Here is a 17,196-nt window from a genome sequence, read left to right as displayed (position 1 = left end):
AACGCGATCGTGCGATTGTCCAATTTCATTGAAGCACCTCGTCTGCATCCGCCATGAGTAGGCGCTGTCATCGAGGGTTACGTCATCCGGGACGGTTTACTGACATAGGTCGTATGTATTTTTTACGCCGGCCGTGTGAGTCTGTAATGGGTACGACGCTGTCACCCCCCTGAACGTGGCGTACTCTCTGAAGGCCGCTCGACCTCTCCAGGCGAGCGGCCTTTTCTTAGCTCTTTTACTATCACATAATCCCTTTTATGTGATAATAATTATGGAAAACCTCATGCACGAATCGCCCGTGAAAGAGACCTCATTTCTGACATGTAACATCGAAATTAATCGATATCGTTGGTATCGCGGCAACTCGCCGCCTCCCCAAGGAATTGCGCCATGAAAATTTTTAGCACCCCTTCGACCTTTGGCCGCCAGCCATCGGCGTATCTACTCGGCCTACTTTGTTTGGCCGCACCTGTGACGGCGATTTGCGCTGAAGTTGCGCATAAGTTGACTTGTATACTTTTTGATACCGCTTCGAGCGAACTCACGATGCCTATGATCGCGCTGTGGGGAGTCGTCGCGTTTTTTGCGGTGATGGCGGCTTACCACGGCGCGATCGCTCACCGGTGCAGCGCTATCCTGTATCACCGCTGGCTGCGCTGATAAGTGAGGAGTCTGATCCCGTTGGGTCATAGCCCTGCCCTGCCGGCGGTAATTACCGCCGCCGGCGACCGCGCCCGTAATCGCTACGTCGAATTCTTCGCCGCTGAGATCCGCAACACCAATACGCGTGCGGCGTATCTGCACGCGGTCGAACAGTTTCTGGGCTGGATGGCTACGCTCGGCGTGGATCTGCTCGATGTCGCGCCGCTGCACGTTGCGGCGTACATCGAACGGCTCGGCAAAGAACGCAGTGCGCCCACGGTCAAGCAGCATCTGGCCGCGCTGCGCAGCCTGTTCGATTATCTGGTGGTGGGCCAAGTCATGCCGTTCAATCCGGCCGCCGCCGTGCGTGGCCCGAAGTACAGCGTACGCGAAGGCAAGACACCGATCCTGTCGGCCGATGAAACGCGCCAACTGTTCGCACGCTTCGACCCTGCCCTGCTTTCCGATGCGCGGGATCGCGCGATCGTCGGAGTGATGGTGTATTCGTTCGCGCGCGTGTCGGCCGCCATCAAATTACGTGTGAAGGACTACCAGCGCCAAGGCATGAAGGCGTGGCTCGCTTTGGATGAAAAAGGCGGCAAGCACAACCGCGTGCCGGTACATCACCAGGCGATCGAATACATCGAGCATTACCTACAAAAATCCGGTTTGGCGGAAGCGCGCGACACGCCACTGTTCCGCAGTCTCACCCACCGCGGCACCGTATTGAGCGATCGCGCGCTACGCCGCGAAAACGTATACCACATGATCCAGCGCCGCATCACCGATGCCGGCATGGGCTGTCATTCGTTTCGGGGAACGGGGATCACCAATTTTCTGGAAAATGGCGGCACGCTGGAAACGGCAGCACGCATTGCCGGGCATGCCTCGACCAAGACCACCCAGCTGTATGACCGACGCATCAGCGCGATTGATCAGGGTGAGATCGAGAGGATTCGGTTTTGAATCGCGCGAATCACATCACGGTCCATCAAATAGATCGTCTGCAAAATATTAGGCGGCATCCGACAGTGGGCGAAGCCCGCTGTCGGATGCCGCTCATACGTTAGCCATCAAACTCCACCATCGAAGCATGCCCGACCATGACCAAATTCTCCATTGGCGCACCTGAACTCAACGAGCGCACCTCAAGTACTTTCGACGAGTTTGTTTCCGTCGCGAAAGGACGTTCGATCGTAAGCGCAGCAGACTGGGGAAATGGTCGCTTGGAGCTTGGGCTCAGTGGGGGGCAATACTTCGAATCTTTTGGCCGCACGCAGTTGAGGTGGAGGTCAACCTGATCGAAACCGTCAATCAGAACGAACTTCCTCCGCTGCTGATATCCCTCGGCGACATGCCACAACGAGTACCCCTCGCAACCGTCGAAAGAAAGCTGCGAGGACTCAGAACCCTTTATGCAATCTTCTTCCTTTATCACACTGACAAACTCGGCGAACTGCTCCACTTTTTGGAGACCAACCCGGACGGCGACATCGAGCATGAGCTTCTATCTGAGGACGAAGCACTACATATCGAATCGATTTCATATGGTTCATGGGTCTTGGCTGTGTGGGCAAAGACGCGAGCGTCGTACAAGGCCATCTGTTCGGTCGCTGGTTTGGCGTTTGACAGGGGCCGAGAGGCATTCCTTCAGAAGATGGAGGCAGATGCTCGACTTGCACAAGCCAAGGCGCGCAAGGAAGAAATCTCGGCGGACAAAGACGACTTCCAACTCAAGAAGAGCCAATTGGACTATATGCTGAAAATCTTGAGCAAAGCTCAATCCCCACAGCTTCGGGAAAGGCTTGAGTCCAAGATGATCAACGCAACCCGTGATCTCACGGCCGGCGATCCCGAAGATGCTGCCAGTTATAAAAAGCTTACGGAGACCCCTCCTCGTCGGCCTACACCGTGATGGCTAATCCTTCCTTCAAATGGCCCTGTCATAGGCGCTTCGCTTAAGTCAATTTTTAGGTTCTTCACTATGCTCGCAGCAATACTCGGTGCTTTATCCGCAATCGTCTTGGGGATTGCAGGCAACTTGCTCACGCCATATGTGAGAGAGTTTCTCCGACTTCCCCCTGAGAAGGAAGCACCTCCATTGCCTACGCCGTCAACCACACCGCAAGAGCCGGAAGACATTGAAGCCATTCGTGCTCGAAATCGAGCACAACTCCACGCTTTGGTCTGGCAGGCATACCTTTATGGTGTTTCTTTCTTTTTTATTTACATGGCTATTTATCTGCCATTGAGTTTTGCAGCTCCGATAAATGGACAACTCGACCTGTCTCACACAAGAATTAGGCTTGATTGGATTTTTGCTCAGGAAAACTTCGCCACTCTCGCAGCCTTGTTTGCAGTTTCCCTGTTCGCGCCGCTCTGGCTACTTGCACAAACGATAGCGCAGGGTGTTGCTGTAATTGGGCGCAAGTTTTACTACATTGGCCCATATCGCTTTGGTGCATTTGCAACATTGTCTGTTGCACTTCTCAGTCTGGTACTGGCCGGTCATGTCATTTACTTGATTTACCCAAATAAGTCATACACCGATTCCGTACTGTTACCGTTCATTGTATTTGTGGGTGTTGGCGCGTTTGCCGCGTCACGTAAATGAACCAAACATTTCGTCCGCCGAGCTCCCTACATTTTGTCCCGAGAGCTGATCGCCTTGGTGGGCTTCTGGTTCGGCCCACCGTGGCTTGTTGCATTTGCATTCTTCAATTCAGGACTTAACGAGCAGAGCGAAATTGAGCGGGTTCGGTTCCGACCCATCATTGCGAACACGTGCAGACCTGCGGAATTACTTTCGATATACCTCGCGTCGATTGCCAACACGCACAACCAAGATGCACAGCACGTTATCCTGAATGTCCGCGATGATGCGGTAATCACCCACGCGATATTTCCAGAATTCGCCGAGTTCCGAGCCTTTTAGCGCCTCGCCGATACTGCGAGGATCGTCCAGTTTGACGACGCGCTCATGCAGGAATTTCAGGATGCGTTTGGCCGATTCGTGACCGAGCTTGGAGAGCTCTTTTTGCGCCGCTGGATCGAATCTAATCCGCCACGCCATACTGTTTCATCACGTCTTCGAGTGGAATGGTTGCGGTGCGCCCGGCACGAATCTCAATCAGGCGTTGCTCGGCCAGATAGAGGTCTTCCAGGTCATCAATGTGTTCAAGGATGGCTTCGCGGGCGTAGAAGGTTTTTGTGCGCCCTGTTGCCTTCGCCAGCGCATCCAGACGATCTTCGATTTCAGTGGGAAGGCGGATAGCAAGCATAGGGTGCTCCGATAACGATATACAAGTATATCGAATCCTCTGCGTTGCCGGAAGTCCTTAATCATCCTCGATCACCATATGTGTGGTTGATCTTTGGTTCGGCATTGATCGCTGCCTTTTATTGTGTTAATTTCATGAAAACATGTATTAATGAAAGGATGTATTAATGAAAACAATTGTCATCACGTCGCAGAAAGGGGGGAGCGGCAAGACGACATTGGCCGCGCACTTGGCTGTTGAGGCGGAACGAGTTGGCGACTCCCCCGCTTGGTTGATCGATACAGATGAACAAGGCACGTTAAGTCAGTGGCACGAACGCCGGGAGCAGGAAACGCCGCAACGAGCGGAAATGCCATTTTCTAGATTGGCAGATGGATTGTCCAAGATGACCGAACGTGGAGCGGTTTATTGTTTTATCGATACAGCGCCGACGATCTCATCACAAAGCACGGCACTGATCGATCTGGCGGATTTGGTGTTGATTCCAGTGCGCCCTTCCCCGGCTGATCTTTGGGCCGTCTCAGAAACCGTCGCTCTCGTTAAGAAGGCGAATAAGCCCTTTTTGTTTGTCATCACACAGGCGAAGGCTCAAGCCACCATCACCGCGCAGACCGTCGCTGCTTTGTCGCAGCATGGACGCGTCGCCCAAGCATTCATAGCTGATCGGGTGCCATATGCCGGAGCAATGACAGGTGGGCGAACTGCACCTGAGCTTGGACCTAAGAGCGCGGCCGCTGAGGAAATAACGAGCTTGTGGCGCGAAGTAAAATCATTTTTTCATGAAACTTGAAATCATCAAAAACTATAAGGATTCTCGATCATGGCTAAAGCTGTTGCTGTTACTGCCGCTGACCTCGCGCCTTTGAAACCTCGCCAGTTAACCTCAATGCGCCAGCGAGGCGTAGTTTCCTCTGCCGAGCTTATTCCGCTCCAATTTCGGATGCCGCCTGAATTTGTGCGAGCGTTCAAGCAAGCGGCGCTCGATCGAAATATGAAGCTTAATGAATTGCTGAATGAATGTTTTCAGCAATTCATGAAAAAAATATGAATGCTTCGATAGTGGGATCTATTTGGCTCGCTTTGATGGGACTAGGGTGCCTGTAAATGACCAAAAATAGCCCTATGCATGAAGATCGCCAGCTTGACCTATTCCTTGGCGAGCTGCTGGCCCCGGCATCGAAAGATGACATCGGTTCTATGGAGCACCCGTTATTTTCGATCAAGAAAGGTGGTGATCGGAAGGTAAGACGGTACGAGCATAGAAGCTATTTTCTGGAAGTTGTTCCAAGCGTTAAGGGCAGCGCGACCATATGGGATAAGGATATTCTGATCTATTTGTTTTCGTTAATGCGGCAGAGCCTTGACCGAGGCAAGGGTGTGCCTGACGAGTTCGAGGTGTCGGCGGCGGACTTGCTTAGAGCTATCCAGCGTAGCGATAGTGGCCGCGATTATGACGAGCTTGTGGCGGGGCTTGAGCGCTTGCGTGGTACCAACATCACTACGAACATCCCCACCGGGCTAGAACACGACAACGAAGAAAATTTTGCGGCAGGCTTTTCATTGCTCAGCGATTTTCAGGTGCTTCGTGACAAGAAAACAAAGCGTCTAACGCGCCTAATTTTCAAGCCGTCCTCATGGTTTACGAGGCAGGTATTTGCAAAGCATTTACTAACGTTAGATGCGCGATATTTCTCGATTACCAGCGGCATCGAACGGCGGTTGTACGAGCTTGCGCGGAAGCATTGCGGAGACCAGGCGCACTGGTTCATCGGACTAGATACGCTGCGGCGGAAGATCGGAGTAACGCGCGAGTTGCGGAAATTCCGCAGTGAATTCCGCGCTGCCATTTCAGCAGGCGGGGGAGTGCTTCGCGTAATCGACTATGCGTGTGCTATGGATGCGAAGGATATCGTGCATGTTTTTAGTAGCAATCCTAAAGGGCGCAGTGCGCTGGCTACGTATTTGTTGTCTGTCCGCGATACCACGGAAACCACGCATGAATTGGAGGCGAGCATAGATTCTGGCGACCGCCTTGAGTGATGATGCTAACCCGCTCATCAGCCTAGATCTCGGCATACCGTGGTATCGCGGACACGAAGCGGGGCAACCAGCGCATGATTCCGTGGTATCGCGGACAGCTACCAGTGGATAACCTGTTAGCACCCCCGTGGTATTGCGGACAGTTTTCCGTGGTATCGCAGCCAGAACTCCGTGGTATCGCGGACACGATAATCCGTGGTATCGCGGCCAATTTCGCCACTATGCGCCAGTAACTACGCGGGTTTTGAACCCCGTAACAATCGCGCGCGCGTTTTTTTAACTCTATAACAGCTCAGCTCTTAACTGAGGCGCGCATGTGCACAATTTGTGTGGGAAATCATTACCCTCAAAAAGCACCTACCCTCCGGCATCCTGCCTCCGCCCCGTCTGCTCCGCAGCCGGCCTCTTCGGCCACTCTGTGGCCTGCGCGGCATCCCGCCTTGCAAAAGCTTAATCGGAGCCGGCTTCCTGCGGCTAGCTGTTCTATGTCCCATTCCTGAGGAACGACAGACACGGCCGTGCCTACGGCACAGCACGTGCCCGGCATCCGTCCGCCCGCGGCCCTACGGGCCTTGCCGGCCGTTGCGGGTGCGCGTGCGCATCTGCCGGTCATTCTTTTGCGACGGATACGCTTGCAAAAGCGTTTTCCAGAAGGAGGGGTAAGAGCGGTAGTGCATGCCGCCTACGTCGGCACAGGACGCTGCTGGAGAGGCGCGGGCGGTGTGAGTAAGGGTCTGCTGGGGTGCGGTCTCGGCAAGCGCACCGACATGCTGCACAACTCAAGATATCCAGAAGCATAAATATTCTCTGCCTGAGCAGCATGCCTAGCGGCTTAACCCCTCTGGCTCAAGGAGGTAGCAATGAAAATGAAGTTCTGTTTCGAACTGTCGATGCCAGCAAAAACGCTGATCGCACTCGCACTCGCACTCGTACTCGTACTCGCCATCGCGCATTGGTTCTTGCGCTGATTGGTAGATAGCTCGCACGTAGTGCTTTCGATCCGTCGAAGGCGCTACGTGCCGCGACATTACGCAGGAGCTGGATATGAATAGTAACGCCTGCATTTCAGCGCTGTAGTGGGTCTGCGTCGCCATCATTTCCGACGCCCGGGCGCGCTACGCGCGCAGGTTTTGCAGGAGTGGGTATCGGTCGCGGTGGTGGCGAGCCAGTGTTTGGCCCCTCGATCGGCTGCCGTGCCCGGCGGAATCAAACGCGTCAGCATCCCTGACCGATTCGTCGAGAACAACGTGACGGGCCGCTGATAGCGGCGCTCCCGCCGCGGGTGCAGGTGAAATGTCGAGGTTTGGCTGATTCGCCTTGCTGCGCGATCAATACGAAGGGCGTCCTTCCTCGCGTTGGCTGGGTGATTCCTCGCAAAGCTCGACATCTCACCTGCAGGGCTCGTGCGTTGATCCCCGCGGTGCCGGTGTAGCGAGTGGGGTCAGGGCGGGGGCAGGCGGTGGGCAACGCCGCGCGTTGTCCACGGGCTGTCCCAGCGGCGGGTGCCGCGGCGGCGCTGTCCCCACGATCCGCAGGACGATGCACGGGCAGCCGGGCCGGACGCTTGATGTGCGCTTTTGCTTGACCGCGTCACTGGCGCCGAAGGGAAGGGAGAAGGGCACAGGGCGCGCCGAGAGGCGTGGGGGCGCGAGCCCCGAACCCGGCGCCTTTCTCGCTTCAACCGGCGCAGTGACGCGGTGCGTTGGAACATTTTTTGGCTTGCGCTTTTGCTGGGTTTTGGTTATGTTTTGGTTTGGCAGGTCGAATGCCAGCTAAATTATAATGAATTATCGCCCGCCGGAGCGTTTCCGGCAATGCCACCTTCGGGTGGAAGTGATTTGGCTTTGGCTGAATCGCTAGCGTGGCGCTACAGGATCAGTCGCCACGGCCTCGCAAGAGGTGATCCTTGTCCCCGGAACAGCGGGGTTACGACAGGCCGCATTCGTGCGGCCGACCCGGTCGAATCGACGGGTTATCAACATCCCGGCATGCCGATCCGATCGGGAGCCGGGACTCAGTAATGTTGGTGACAGCTTCTTTGTCACCCGTTCCGCTCTTGCGAAAAAAGAGACCCACCACGGCCTGGGTTGAGGCCAGACACCCATGACACACGCAGCACCCTGAAACCCACACCACACCCCATGACACCTGAAGCAAACCATGAAACCCACCCCACCAACTGACACCGTCACCATTCCGAAGGACGAATGGCTCAGCACCCGCACCACCACCATCGAAGGGGTCTCCAAGAGCCTTCCACCACCCAAGGCACCCAGGGTGCCGGGCTACGCTTCCACGCTCGTGCGTGAGGACGTATTCCAGCGCTTGAAGGAACTGCAAAAAGCCCAGGCGTCCAGCGAAATCGGCATGAAGGAAATCGTCACCGGTTTGCTGCTGGCCGCCATCGACAACCCGCAGGTTCTTGCTGCCGGGAAGACACACGCCATCACCCTTGCACTGGAGGAACACGACAAGAAAAGACAGGCACTGCTGCAACTGCAAAACGCGTAATCACGAATACCCGCGAAGGATGTATCGCGGTTCCGACTCCCGGATCTTGGCAACAGCCAGGCCGACGAGCCACCAATAGGTCTGACGTCGATATCCGCCGCTTTTCCGCTTTCCTGACTTCGGTCTTGAAGGTGCGGCACAAACACTAAACGATCGATTTTTGCGTCTTCGGGCGCCGGCGCAGGGAATATGAAAGATCTAGAGCATCACGTCATGCAGTTGGTACGCGCGCACCGCGAAAACAGCTTTGCCACGCAGGCAGTACGCGAGGACGGCTTGCGTCTGGCCGCGCGTCAGATCGCCGCGCAGTTTCGGGATCTGCGCGATCCGCAGCACCTGAAACCGAAACACATCACGCATGTCATTGCGCAATGGCAGGCAGAAAAGCTCAGTGTGGGCACGATCAAGAATCGCGTCTCGCATCTGCGCTGGCTGGCCGAGAAGATTGGCAAGCAGAACATCATTCCCCGCGACAACGCGATGCTCGGTATCGAGCGACGGGTGTATGTCACGAATCAGAGCAAGGCGCTGGTGGTTGCCAGTGAGGTGCTGGCCGGGGCGAAATCCGAGTTCGTGCGCGCATCCCTGCGGCTGCAGGCGGCGTTCGGGTTGCGCCGGGCGGAGAGCATCAAGATCCAGCCGGGCTGGGCGGATCAGGGCGCATCGCTGCGGCTGAAGGGTTCCTGGTGCAAGGGCGGCAAACCGCGTGAGGTGCCGATTCGTACCGAGGAACAGCGCGCTGCTTTGGACTATGCCAAACGCATTGCCGGCGGTGCCTCGCTGATTCCGCAGGAACGGATGTATGTCACGCAGTTGTCGGCGTGGCAGCGCGAGGTATCGGCGCTGGGGTTGAGCAAGACCCACGGGCTGCGCCATGCGTATGCGCAGGCGCGCTATCTGGAATTGACGGGATGGGCCTCGCCGGCGGCGGGTGGGCTGACCTCGAAACAGCTGGATTCGCAGCAGCGCGATCGCGATCAGTTGGCGCGTCTGCAAATCAGTCGCGAGCTCGGGCACGAGCGCGAACAAATTACTGCGGTTTATCTGGGGCGATAGGCATGATCACGTTGAACGGTCGCACGAAACTCACGACGGCTGCTGAGAAGCGACTGGTCGAACTCGGCGGGGGAAATCCGCAGCGTACGCTGACGAGCGATGAGCTCGGCAATGCGATGGCCAAGGGCCGTGCCGTCACGCAGGCGCGCACTCGCGCGCTGGAAACGCTCTATCTGGCGTATCGGCGCGAGGATCCGACGTTGCCAGCACTCGAGCATTTGCGCGAATCGGAGTGAGGTGCTGCCGGCGATCGGTAGGATCGCGGGGCAACACCCGAACCACCGCGTCCGGATCAGCCGGCGGCATCCTTGAGTTTCTTCAGCGTGCGCACCTTCATTTTCATGCTGGCGGGCTTGGCCGCAAACCAGCGCTCTTCCTTGGTGAACGGATCCACGCCCTTGCGCTTGGGTTTGGCGGCCACGGCATGGGCCGTGATCTTGAGCAGGCCGGGCAGGGTGAAATGGCCTACGCCTTTCTTGTGCAGTGAACCGGTGATGGCATGCTCCAGCGACGTCAGCACGGCACGAACGCCCTTGGCATCCACGCCGCTGTCGCTCGCCAGATGCGCGATGAGCGCCGTCTTGGTCAATACCTCGGTAATCGGTTTGCGCGCGGGTACTTTTGCGGCGATCTTCTTGGTCGTTGCCATCGGCATTTCTTCCTCGATGAAGGTGAGTTGCGAAGGCGAGTGTAAAGCCAAAGCCCGGTCACGACACGTGCGCGCCCGTGCATGCGCAGCGCTGCCTACCCGGTGTCCTGAAGCTGACTGGCCAGATCGACTTCAAGCAACCAGGCCAGCGGTACACCCAGAGCGACGGCGAGTTTCTCGATGTTATCCAGCGCGATGTTACGGCGCAGACGTTCGACATGCGCGACAAAGGTGCGATCCAGCCCGGCTTCCAGCGCCAGCGTGTCCTGCGACCAGCCGTGGATCGCGCGCAATCGTTTCAGATTGAGGGCGAGCACTTCACGGGGATTGGCGCGGGGAGGGGTGCGTTTCACCCACCCACTGTCGGCGTGTAGCGTGTTTACGTCACCGGTGTTAAAGTCACAATCGACACCTTGGCCGCTCGATCTTTTCGGAGTTCACATGACCCTGCATCCCGCGCTTCGGCTGCTGCTGAAAAGTCTGGCCTTCCTGGTCAAGGCGGCACTGGTTCTGGCCTGTGTGTCGATCTGGCTGGCCTTCGTCGTGCTGGGCATCGTGCTCCGGAAAAGCCGCACCCAGCAGCATGACCGTGGCGTCTACCACGAGTTGAGGAGTATGGAAGTTGCGTTTCCACCCTTCATCTACGGGCCGATGCCGCCCGAGTAGAAAACGGTGCGTGCGCAGGTTACGCATCGTTCCCTGACTCACGCCGCGCGCGTTGCGTAGCGCTCTGAAGCGGGGCTGAAAATGGTAGACGGTTGACGCAATATACGAAAGTTGCATCGTGGCACCCGGAACATACGGCACAGATGTGTTACGTTCAGTGCGGCAGAATGGTCGGCTAAAAATACTCAGGAGAAGAGGCAATGCGCTTGATTCAAATTAGATCTATTGCACCGGTGAGTGGGGTCGCCTTTGCGATCGGAATAGCGCTTTCGTCGGCCTCGGCATTCGCCGAAATCTGCGGCATCGACAGTATTTTTGCTGACGGCTATGAAGTCGCTGGATTCGTGCCTATCGCGCAGATCGCTGGCAGCTCCCAGTCGCCCGGCTTGATCCCGAGCATCATTGGATCTGGCGCACTCAGTGTCGCTGTGACCTCACCCGGCACGGGTGCTACCACCGGCAACAGCAGCGTGGATGTCGTGGGTACGTTTGTCGGTCCGGTCAATACTGGCATCGCGGTCAACAACGTCGGCGCTTATGTCGTCAATGGCCATTTTTCTTGTGCCGAATGTGGGATTGGCCTCGGCTCGAATAGCCTAACAGTACAGGCCACCACCTTGCTGCAGCGACGCATCGACCTCCGCCACGATCACGCAGAGTGGTTCGGCATCGCTCTTAACGGTGCGAGCCAATCGCTCTGCTGGCTATGCACCCGTGGCAATCACGTTCAACTATTTGCTCGGGGCACTTCCAGGCGCTGCGACGGTTCAATCGGTCGCCATCGATTTTAATGGCGATGGCACCGACGAATACACCGGCGCCTCGTTCGCGAGCGCACCGACCAGCTTCACCTACACCCAGCCGGAATATATACGGCGCGAGTGCGCGTCACCGATTCGACCAGCACCACCTATACCGCCTACCGTTCGGTAGCGGTGCAGGATGTGGGCGGTTCAGCGCGGAATGATGTGCGATATCTACGGGTATCTGAAGGATCGTCTGAACGCTCAGGATGCGACGGGTGCGGGCAATGCGTATCAGCCCGTGGTGCGCTCCGACTTCACGACGTTCTTCACCCAACTCGGCACCAATATGCCTGCCACTGCACTGAAGCCTTGGCACCATCCTTGATGGTCAAATGGGAACGAGCTTCGCCGACCTGCTGCTGGTGCGCGATAACCCGATCAGACGCGAAGCGGATTCCCGATGCGTCTGACGCAGGGTAACGATGGGGTCTGGCGCATTTCGGAGATGTGAGATGAACATTCGTTCTGCGCTCACAGTTTACTGTTCGCGGCTGTGTACCTGCGACCGGGTGCGCCGCTGTCGGCGTTGGCGGCTCAAGCAATCACGAGTTGCGCGCGGAAAAAAGCGGTCGCATCGTTGATGCCGACACCGGACAAGGTATTGCCGACGTAACCGTCATTGCCAATTGGGAAGAATCTTTCAGCGGCGCGGCGCACATCGCATCTGCAGGCAGCTGGTGTGTGCTGCAGAAGGTCGTCAAGACCGATCAGGACGGAAGATTTACCTTGCCCGATGTCGGCAAGGAGTTGGACTTGTCGGATCGCGGCACCCGGGTCGGAGTTGCCGCCACCGTTCGGTGTAATAACCTCGAGCAACGATTTTAGTTGGAAGCTCATTCTCTACAAGTCCGGATACGTTCGCGTTGGCAAGGATTTTCCGGTCGTAAAACCCGAAGAAGGTAATCCCTACAACCAATGGTTCACCTGGGATGATCGCAAGGTGCTCGATCATCGAATCAACGGAGACAAACGTGCGTGCCTGCCAGATCAGGGCTGTATGCCGAATTTTGCTTGGGAAACCAGCTTGCCAGATCTTTCTGGCAGCGCGCTAGGCCAAGTGTCTATGCAGCCTATCGCATGAAAAAAGTCGAACTCGATCCGCCGCAGTCTGGGTGTATTACGGCGCAATTCTCGGTGCTGCCAGGTGCAATGCAGGGCACAGGGACGTTATCGTTCAGCCAGCATATGTCGACATAGCAAAGGCCATGTCCAATGAAGTCCGTCCAATGCCTTGTGCGATGCCCACAAATATTTCTATTGAATCGCTCCCGTTCGGTGCATTTGCCGGGTTAAGCCATCCCGAAAATTCGACGCTAATTTTTTTGCACGAGTGAAGGAACTGAGTGGCTTGGCACCCTCTAGCCATTTTGATCCATCGGAACGCATAACTACCACCGCAGGGACGCTGTGCCGTGTGTTGAGCGAGGAGAGGAAATACCAATGAGTCCTTCAAATAAATGGATGATGGCTTTGTCGGCACGCTTACCTTGGTATATGCATTCCCTGTTCGCGCGTATGACGCTGAGACGCATGGCCTCATCATGTACAGGGCTTATCAAGCATCCGAGCTATCACAAAGTGGTACTGGCTCGGTCGTCGCAAGGCTTGGCCTTGACCGGCTCGACATACCGACGCCATTCAATATCTATTGGCAGGCCTCTGGCGGCACTCCAAGTCAAGCAGCCTACTATGACAACACAACGAGCTTTGATACGACAGCGGCCCACACGCGACAGCCCAACGAATACGAACGCTGCCAGATGCAGCATTTGGCTTCCACACTGATCGCTGCGCCGAACACGAACTGGCTTTCAGGTGATCCGATGTTGATACAGATGGTGTCACAGTCGCCTTTCTCCCTATTGAGAACTGGCTGATGCGCGGCGTACTGCGCGAGGACGACATCACCTCGCTGCTCTACAACACCATTGCCAGAACGATTGTGGCGAGCCCGGATGCCGACCCTTACGGCAAACCGTGCGGGTGCTCAACCACTTCTATGACCCCATCCACGATGTGCCTTTGGGTGCGGGCGTTTTTTGCGGATTCGCGCCAACGGGCCAGTGCCTCAAATCGGTGGATTGGGCCTTGGTGTCGTCGACAGCTTTGCGACCCCCGGTGGTTGATACCAATCGGCCAATCACTTTACGTATGCCGATGCGCGCGAAAACATGTGGCGTGCGCTTACCGGTGAGCGCAACCGCAGCGCGCCGGTCTACACCGTCGCCTTGCGCGAACCGACTCAGAGGAACGATTGTACCGCTGGGCGACGACGTTCCGTTCCCTCGGCGATACCATCCATTTGCTGCAGGATGGTGCATCACCCCAGCATGTGCGCAACGACCCGCACAGTAGCACCAATGGCGTTGAGACGGCCGCCTTTGAAACGTACACCAATGCGCGCGTGCTCAAGAAACGACCAAGGATGCCGGCGCATATATTCGCGGTTTTTTCTCTCCCCCATTTTCCCAAACTTTACCGGACATTGAACTGGGCACCAATCTCAATCCCTATCCCGTTCCGAAGTTCGCCACGCCTGTGCGCTTTTACACCACGCGGCTGCAAAGCGATGGTGCGGCTGTCCCCCCGACAACCGCTTAGGCATGATGGACTACGCCAACCGCAGCTTTTTCACGGGCGGCACGTTGCCAGGCATGAGCGGAAACACCTTTCAAAGCCCGCCTGGCGTCATCGATACTGCGCATGGGTTTACGCAAAGCCAGAAGACGTGCGTTCTGAGCGCGGCGATCGGCGGTAACACTCAACTGCACAACTTGAAATGCACGCACTGGATGCATGCTGTGGTGGACTCCATAGCGCCCACGTATCCCGACGTGCTCCCTGCGGTAACTCCAGCGTTCACCGCACCGCCGCTGGCTGCCGAGAGTGCTTTTCGATTCACACCAGTGGATTTCAGCGGATTGGTCAAAATTCCCCAGTACACCGTTGGCCTAGAAGAACTGGACACGATGGCCAACTTGGGCGTTCCACGTGCGATCGGCTATTCGGCAGGATTGCTGAACTATTTCTTCCGCGGCCAGCTTGCTGTGACAGCGCCCAGCGATGGTCTTTACGCCCTTGTGAATCACGGTACGCCACATACGGTAAGCCAGGGATATCCGTATCTCGTCAGCAATCCTGCGAAAATATTCGGCTTTGAACAAGTCCGCTTGAATGTGCAGAACACACGGCGGCGGCGACCGAAAGCGGATCGGGCAATACGATTTCCACCGCTACGGGCGGCACCGGAAACAAGCTGGTGGCGGTGGCGCGCTATCACCGCAACACGTGCTACACGACGACGTTGACGGGGGAAGTTTCCTACGATGAAAACAGCAATGTTCTTCCACCGGCAGGATGTACGGTGGCTAATATGCGCAGCGCCTACCAGGAGATTTCGGTTTCGGCATCCCAGACCGTATCAGTGGGCCAGTTAGATGGTACTGCCGTGCTACTCACCTTCGATTTCAGCGCCGATCCGATTCCGATCAATGCAACGGATCTGTTCCTGCAGGTCGTTTACCGAGGGCCGCTGGGGGATGAGCAGGACGGCATCGCGGTAGGGCTGGTGGACGTCTCCGAGCCCACCTATGTCAGTATCTTGAATCACACAGATTATGTGTTGAAGAATAACCAATGGCAGATTCCTGCCGGTTCCGATCCTGCGGCGGAGCCGATAACCACCAGTCTCATCTGTCATGCATTGTGGCAAATTTACGCGTCATCGACACCGGGACTGCCCGCAGGTCACGTCCTGCGCCTGGCAGCATTGCGCGACTTTACAGACCAGTATCTGGACAAGCGCAATATCGGACCGAGCGGGGCGTTTGATAATTTCTATGGCAGTTGGCACGGACTGCAACGTCAGGCCGTGGATGAGAAGGCACGGGTTACAACCCGGACCCGATATTCTATGGACGAAGCACGGTGCTTGGCGATTACTTGGTGTATGCCTACCAGTATGTACCACCGCTGCCATCGACGATCCCATCTCCGTGGGGCCTCCCCGCTCTGCCGACGGCTGTCTCAGAAAATATAGGCACCCTTACCGTGCCGGAAACGACAGCGTGCACGTTCTGATGAAAACTGAAGAATCCTTTCCGAGCTGATGGGGCTGAGCACCAATTCAATTCGCAGGTGTGTCGAAGCCGTTCTTGAAGATGCCGTCAAACGCGGCCAATCGCGTCAGCGCGATCTGGTTGCCGCCCGCCGCCTGCGTGTAACCCGCAGCTGTCAGCTTGCCATTCGTGAACGCGCCGGCAAGGCCGTAGTTGGTGGTAGTGAAATTGCCGAGTCCGGTCGGCCGCTCGGCAAAGTACACCCTTCTACCCCTTTGCCATTTAAGTCAGTGTCGAAGGTAAAGTTGCAGTAGCACTTGCTTCCCACAGGATTCAGCCGTGCGATGCCGAGATACACGCCACCCGGCACGGCGTACTGATTGCCTGTGCCGACCGCCAGCAGTTGCGGATATTTCGTGTCGTAGTTATCCACGATCAGCTTGGTAATATCGTTGATCTGACCCGCGTTCGGATTCAGGCTGTAGCTGAAGGTAAATTTCGCCGGATAGCCGATGCCGCTCGCAGTGTACTGAAACAGATTGCCGTTGTTGTCGAGCTCGACTAGCGCCGCCGCTTGGTAAGTGCCGCTGCCAGCCATCGCAGTGGCGTGGCCACCCAGCACCATGTAACCGCTGCTCGGGAAGATGGTGATGGCGTTGCAGAAATCGCCGTTGTCGCCGCCGAGGTCGAACCCAACCGTGGTCTGGCCACCGCTGCCGAAGGTTTGATCGACGTCATACAGATTCTGCAAAATGCGGATGGCAGCGAAGTCGTAATTGCCGTTCGCGCCACGGTGGTAACCGCACACGACATAGCGACCCTGCGCGTCGATCGCCAGATCCAAGGCGTGATCGTCCTGGTTGTTGCCCGCCGAACTCGTACTGAAACAAAGGTTGAACCGTCTTGCCATCTGCGCTGATCTGCACGAACAGGAACTGATTATTGTTTGTGCTCTGCTGGTGATAAAACCCCGCGATATCGATCGTGCCATTGCTTTCGAGGACGACGTGGGAAACGTAGGTGCTGTCGCCGCTCGCGGCAGCGATGAACGTGGCTCCATCGATGCCTGCAGAGTTGTCCGGCAAACCGTTGGCAGTGAATTGGGTAACAACGGCGCTCCCATTCGGCTGATTGGCCACAGCGACGATTCGATCGTCTGGACGTATTGCAACGGCGGCAAATGAGCAGCCACCAAAGCCTGCGAATCCGGGCGAAAACTGGTTGGTGCCGCCGAAGCTGGTATCCACGCTGCCATCGACATTGAGGCGAACCAGAACGCAATCGCTGTTATCGTTGTAACCGGCAACGATGGTCTTGCCGGTAGTTTGCATAGCGACTGCCGCGGCGACGATATTCGAACCGATCGATCCCGTGGCTGCATTGGCTATCTGAACCTTTCCGTTCGTGCCGAACGTCGGATCGAGCGCGCCGGAATCGACCGGGCACTGGCGAGCGCTGGCTCGGCTGACACGAGCAGGAGTACCGCG

General features: G+C 56.7%; 23 protein-coding genes and 1 pseudogene. 17 read left to right on the top strand and 7 right to left on the bottom strand.

The window, feature by feature from the left end; genetic code table 11:
• Nucleotides 1-390: 390 nt before the first annotated feature.
• The 4 genes from ELE36_RS00110 to ELE36_RS00095 all read left to right on the top strand — a co-directional run bounded on the left by ELE36_RS00110 (nt 391) and on the right by ELE36_RS00095 (nt 3,256).
• On the top strand, nt 391-660 hold the full coding sequence (locus tag ELE36_RS00110; RefSeq protein ID WP_129831156.1) for a hypothetical protein: 270 nt from the start codon (nt 391-393) through the stop codon (nt 658-660).
• A gap of 21 nt (nt 661-681) precedes the next feature.
• The gene (locus tag ELE36_RS00105) at nt 682-1,608 is read left to right on the top strand and encodes a tyrosine-type recombinase/integrase (RefSeq protein ID WP_242512227.1); all 927 of its coding nucleotides are present in this window, start codon (nt 682-684) and stop codon (nt 1,606-1,608) included.
• Between the two features lie 319 nt (nt 1,609-1,927).
• Nucleotides 1,928-2,557 (top strand): hypothetical protein, encoded by a 630-nt coding sequence (locus ELE36_RS00100; protein WP_129831154.1) that lies wholly within the window; start codon nt 1,928-1,930, stop codon nt 2,555-2,557.
• A 69-nt stretch (nt 2,558-2,626) separates the two neighbouring features.
• The gene (locus ELE36_RS00095; RefSeq protein WP_129831153.1) at nt 2,627-3,256 is read left to right on the top strand and encodes a hypothetical protein; all 630 of its coding nucleotides are present in this window, start codon (nt 2,627-2,629) and stop codon (nt 3,254-3,256) included.
• A 186-nt stretch (nt 3,257-3,442) separates the two neighbouring features.
• On the opposite strand, the gene ELE36_RS00090 is transcribed toward ELE36_RS00095, so the two are convergent.
• Both ELE36_RS00090 and relB read right to left on the bottom strand, forming a co-directional pair.
• Nucleotides 3,443-3,715 carry a type II toxin-antitoxin system RelE family toxin gene (locus ELE36_RS00090; RefSeq protein WP_129831152.1) on the bottom strand — a complete coding sequence of 91 codons (273 nt, stop codon included), beginning with the start codon at nt 3,713-3,715 and terminating at the stop codon, nt 3,443-3,445.
• A complete protein-coding gene (gene relB, locus ELE36_RS00085; protein ID WP_129831151.1) occupies nt 3,699-3,923 on the bottom strand; it encodes a type II toxin-antitoxin system RelB family antitoxin in 225 nt (74 codons plus the stop codon). The genes ELE36_RS00090 and relB overlap by 17 nt, the downstream gene beginning before the upstream one ends.
• A 166-nt stretch (nt 3,924-4,089) precedes the next feature.
• Here relB and ELE36_RS00080 point away from each other — a divergent pair, with 166 nt between their 5' ends.
• From ELE36_RS00080 to ELE36_RS00055, 6 genes are all read left to right on the top strand, one after another.
• Complete coding sequence (locus ELE36_RS00080; RefSeq protein ID WP_129831150.1) at nt 4,090-4,713, top strand: ParA family protein; 624 nt, start codon at nt 4,090-4,092, stop codon at nt 4,711-4,713.
• A 30-nt stretch (nt 4,714-4,743) separates the two neighbouring features.
• Nucleotides 4,744-4,971 carry a hypothetical protein gene (locus tag ELE36_RS00075; RefSeq protein ID WP_129831149.1) on the top strand — a complete coding sequence of 76 codons (228 nt, stop codon included), beginning with the start codon at nt 4,744-4,746 and terminating at the stop codon, nt 4,969-4,971.
• Nucleotides 4,972-5,027: 56 nt separating this feature from the next.
• Complete coding sequence (locus ELE36_RS00070) at nt 5,028-5,963, top strand: replication initiator protein A (protein ID WP_129831148.1); 936 nt, start codon at nt 5,028-5,030, stop codon at nt 5,961-5,963.
• A gap of 2,160 nt (nt 5,964-8,123) precedes the next feature.
• Entirely contained in the window at nt 8,124-8,474 is a 351-nt protein-coding gene (locus tag ELE36_RS00065) for a hypothetical protein (RefSeq protein WP_129831147.1), read from the top strand.
• Between the two features lie 189 nt (nt 8,475-8,663).
• On the top strand, nt 8,664-9,530 hold the full coding sequence (locus tag ELE36_RS00060) for a phage integrase N-terminal domain-containing protein (RefSeq protein ID WP_129831146.1): 867 nt from the start codon (nt 8,664-8,666) through the stop codon (nt 9,528-9,530).
• A 2-nt stretch (nt 9,531-9,532) separates the two neighbouring features.
• On the top strand, nt 9,533-9,766 hold the full coding sequence (locus ELE36_RS00055) for a hypothetical protein (protein ID WP_129831145.1): 234 nt from the start codon (nt 9,533-9,535) through the stop codon (nt 9,764-9,766).
• 56 nt (nt 9,767-9,822) lie between these two features.
• On the opposite strand, the gene ELE36_RS00050 is transcribed toward ELE36_RS00055, so the two are convergent.
• Nucleotides 9,823-10,179, bottom strand: coding sequence for an HU family DNA-binding protein (locus ELE36_RS00050; protein WP_129831144.1), 357 nt, complete (start codon nt 10,177-10,179; stop codon nt 9,823-9,825).
• A 95-nt stretch (nt 10,180-10,274) separates the two neighbouring features.
• A complete protein-coding gene (locus ELE36_RS00045) occupies nt 10,275-10,496 on the bottom strand; it encodes a helix-turn-helix domain-containing protein (RefSeq protein ID WP_425480874.1) in 222 nt (73 codons plus the stop codon).
• Nucleotides 10,497-10,620: 124 nt separating this feature from the next.
• Here ELE36_RS00045 and ELE36_RS00040 point away from each other — a divergent pair, with 124 nt between their 5' ends.
• From ELE36_RS00040 to ELE36_RS20205, 3 genes are all read left to right on the top strand, one after another.
• Nucleotides 10,621-10,845, top strand: a complete 225-nt coding sequence (locus ELE36_RS00040) for a hypothetical protein (protein WP_129831142.1) — start codon at nt 10,621-10,623, stop codon at nt 10,843-10,845.
• Nucleotides 10,846-11,045: 200 nt separating this feature from the next.
• Nucleotides 11,046-11,636, top strand: coding sequence for a hypothetical protein (locus tag ELE36_RS00035; protein ID WP_129831141.1), 591 nt, complete (start codon nt 11,046-11,048; stop codon nt 11,634-11,636).
• Nucleotides 11,637-11,811: 175 nt separating this feature from the next.
• Entirely contained in the window at nt 11,812-11,976 is a 165-nt protein-coding gene (locus ELE36_RS20205; RefSeq protein ID WP_165371392.1) for a hypothetical protein, read from the top strand.
• Nucleotides 11,977-12,185: 209 nt separating this feature from the next.
• On the opposite strand, the gene ELE36_RS00030 is transcribed toward ELE36_RS20205, so the two are convergent.
• Nucleotides 12,186-12,488: a hypothetical protein gene (locus ELE36_RS00030; RefSeq protein WP_129831140.1), complete on the bottom strand. Its 303-nt coding sequence runs from the start codon at nt 12,486-12,488 to the stop codon at nt 12,186-12,188.
• 620 nt (nt 12,489-13,108) lie between these two features.
• Between ELE36_RS00030 and ELE36_RS00025 the strand changes: the two genes are divergently transcribed.
• The 3 genes from ELE36_RS00025 to ELE36_RS00015 all read left to right on the top strand — a co-directional run bounded on the left by ELE36_RS00025 (nt 13,109) and on the right by ELE36_RS00015 (nt 15,690).
• Nucleotides 13,109-13,528 carry a hypothetical protein gene (locus ELE36_RS00025; protein ID WP_129831139.1) on the top strand — a complete coding sequence of 140 codons (420 nt, stop codon included), beginning with the start codon at nt 13,109-13,111 and terminating at the stop codon, nt 13,526-13,528.
• Nucleotides 13,529-14,257: 729 nt separating this feature from the next.
• On the top strand, nt 14,258-14,959 hold the full coding sequence (locus ELE36_RS00020; RefSeq protein WP_207215738.1) for a hypothetical protein: 702 nt from the start codon (nt 14,258-14,260) through the stop codon (nt 14,957-14,959).
• Entirely contained in the window at nt 14,911-15,690 is a 780-nt protein-coding gene (locus ELE36_RS00015) for a hypothetical protein (protein WP_165371391.1), read from the top strand. Before ELE36_RS00020 ends, ELE36_RS00015 begins: the two co-directional genes overlap by 49 nt.
• Before the next feature lie 194 nt (nt 15,691-15,884).
• Here ELE36_RS00015 and ELE36_RS00010 read toward each other — a convergent pair whose 3' ends face one another.
• Complete coding sequence (locus ELE36_RS00010; protein ID WP_242512226.1) at nt 15,885-16,619, bottom strand: hypothetical protein; 735 nt, start codon at nt 16,617-16,619, stop codon at nt 15,885-15,887.
• On the opposite strand from ELE36_RS00010, the gene ELE36_RS20590 reads away from it, so the two are divergent.
• A complete protein-coding gene (locus ELE36_RS20590; protein WP_242512225.1) occupies nt 16,603-16,893 on the top strand; it encodes a hypothetical protein in 291 nt (96 codons plus the stop codon). The genes ELE36_RS00010 and ELE36_RS20590 overlap by 17 nt on opposite strands.
• On the opposite strand, the pseudogene ELE36_RS21095 reads toward ELE36_RS20590, so the two are convergent.
• Nucleotides 16,810-17,061, bottom strand: a pseudogene (locus ELE36_RS21095) (delta-60 repeat domain-containing protein); the annotation flags it as partial. The gene ELE36_RS20590 and the pseudogene ELE36_RS21095 sit on opposite strands and share 84 nt — an antisense overlap.
• Nucleotides 17,062-17,196: the final 135 nt, after the last annotated feature.

Source organism: Pseudolysobacter antarcticus (assembly GCF_004168365.1).
Taxonomy (GTDB): domain Bacteria; phylum Pseudomonadota; class Gammaproteobacteria; order Xanthomonadales; family Rhodanobacteraceae; genus Pseudolysobacter; species Pseudolysobacter antarcticus.
Note: the sequence above shows the minus strand (reverse complement) of the source record. Positions and strands in the feature narration are given on the sequence as shown.

Coding starts and splice junctions, on each gene's coding strand:
- ELE36_RS00110 (WP_129831156.1), top strand. CDS start 391: ATGAAAATTTTTAGCACCCCTTCGACCTTTGGCCGCCAGCCATCGGCG.
- ELE36_RS00095 (WP_129831153.1), top strand. CDS start 2,627: ATGCTCGCAGCAATACTCGGTGCTTTATCCGCAATCGTCTTGGGGATT.
- ELE36_RS00090 (WP_129831152.1), bottom strand. CDS start 3,715: ATGGCGTGGCGGATTAGATTCGATCCAGCGGCGCAAAAAGAGCTCTCC.
- relB (WP_129831151.1), bottom strand. CDS start 3,923: ATGCTTGCTATCCGCCTTCCCACTGAAATCGAAGATCGTCTGGATGCG.
- ELE36_RS00080 (WP_129831150.1), top strand. CDS start 4,090: ATGAAAACAATTGTCATCACGTCGCAGAAAGGGGGGAGCGGCAAGACG.
- ELE36_RS00075 (WP_129831149.1), top strand. CDS start 4,744: ATGGCTAAAGCTGTTGCTGTTACTGCCGCTGACCTCGCGCCTTTGAAA.
- ELE36_RS00070 (WP_129831148.1), top strand. CDS start 5,028: ATGACCAAAAATAGCCCTATGCATGAAGATCGCCAGCTTGACCTATTC.
- ELE36_RS00065 (WP_129831147.1), top strand. CDS start 8,124: ATGAAACCCACCCCACCAACTGACACCGTCACCATTCCGAAGGACGAA.
- ELE36_RS00060 (WP_129831146.1), top strand. CDS start 8,664: ATGAAAGATCTAGAGCATCACGTCATGCAGTTGGTACGCGCGCACCGC.
- ELE36_RS00055 (WP_129831145.1), top strand. CDS start 9,533: ATGATCACGTTGAACGGTCGCACGAAACTCACGACGGCTGCTGAGAAG.
- ELE36_RS00050 (WP_129831144.1), bottom strand. CDS start 10,179: ATGGCAACGACCAAGAAGATCGCCGCAAAAGTACCCGCGCGCAAACCG.
- ELE36_RS00040 (WP_129831142.1), top strand. CDS start 10,621: ATGACCCTGCATCCCGCGCTTCGGCTGCTGCTGAAAAGTCTGGCCTTC.
- ELE36_RS00035 (WP_129831141.1), top strand. CDS start 11,046: ATGCGCTTGATTCAAATTAGATCTATTGCACCGGTGAGTGGGGTCGCC.
- ELE36_RS20205 (WP_165371392.1), top strand. CDS start 11,812: ATGTGCGATATCTACGGGTATCTGAAGGATCGTCTGAACGCTCAGGAT.
- ELE36_RS00030 (WP_129831140.1), bottom strand. CDS start 12,488: ATGAGCTTCCAACTAAAATCGTTGCTCGAGGTTATTACACCGAACGGT.
- ELE36_RS00025 (WP_129831139.1), top strand. CDS start 13,109: ATGGATGATGGCTTTGTCGGCACGCTTACCTTGGTATATGCATTCCCT.
- ELE36_RS00020 (WP_207215738.1), top strand. CDS start 14,258: ATGGACTACGCCAACCGCAGCTTTTTCACGGGCGGCACGTTGCCAGGC.
- ELE36_RS00010 (WP_242512226.1), bottom strand. CDS start 16,619: ATGGCAAGACGGTTCAACCTTTGTTTCAGTACGAGTTCGGCGGGCAAC.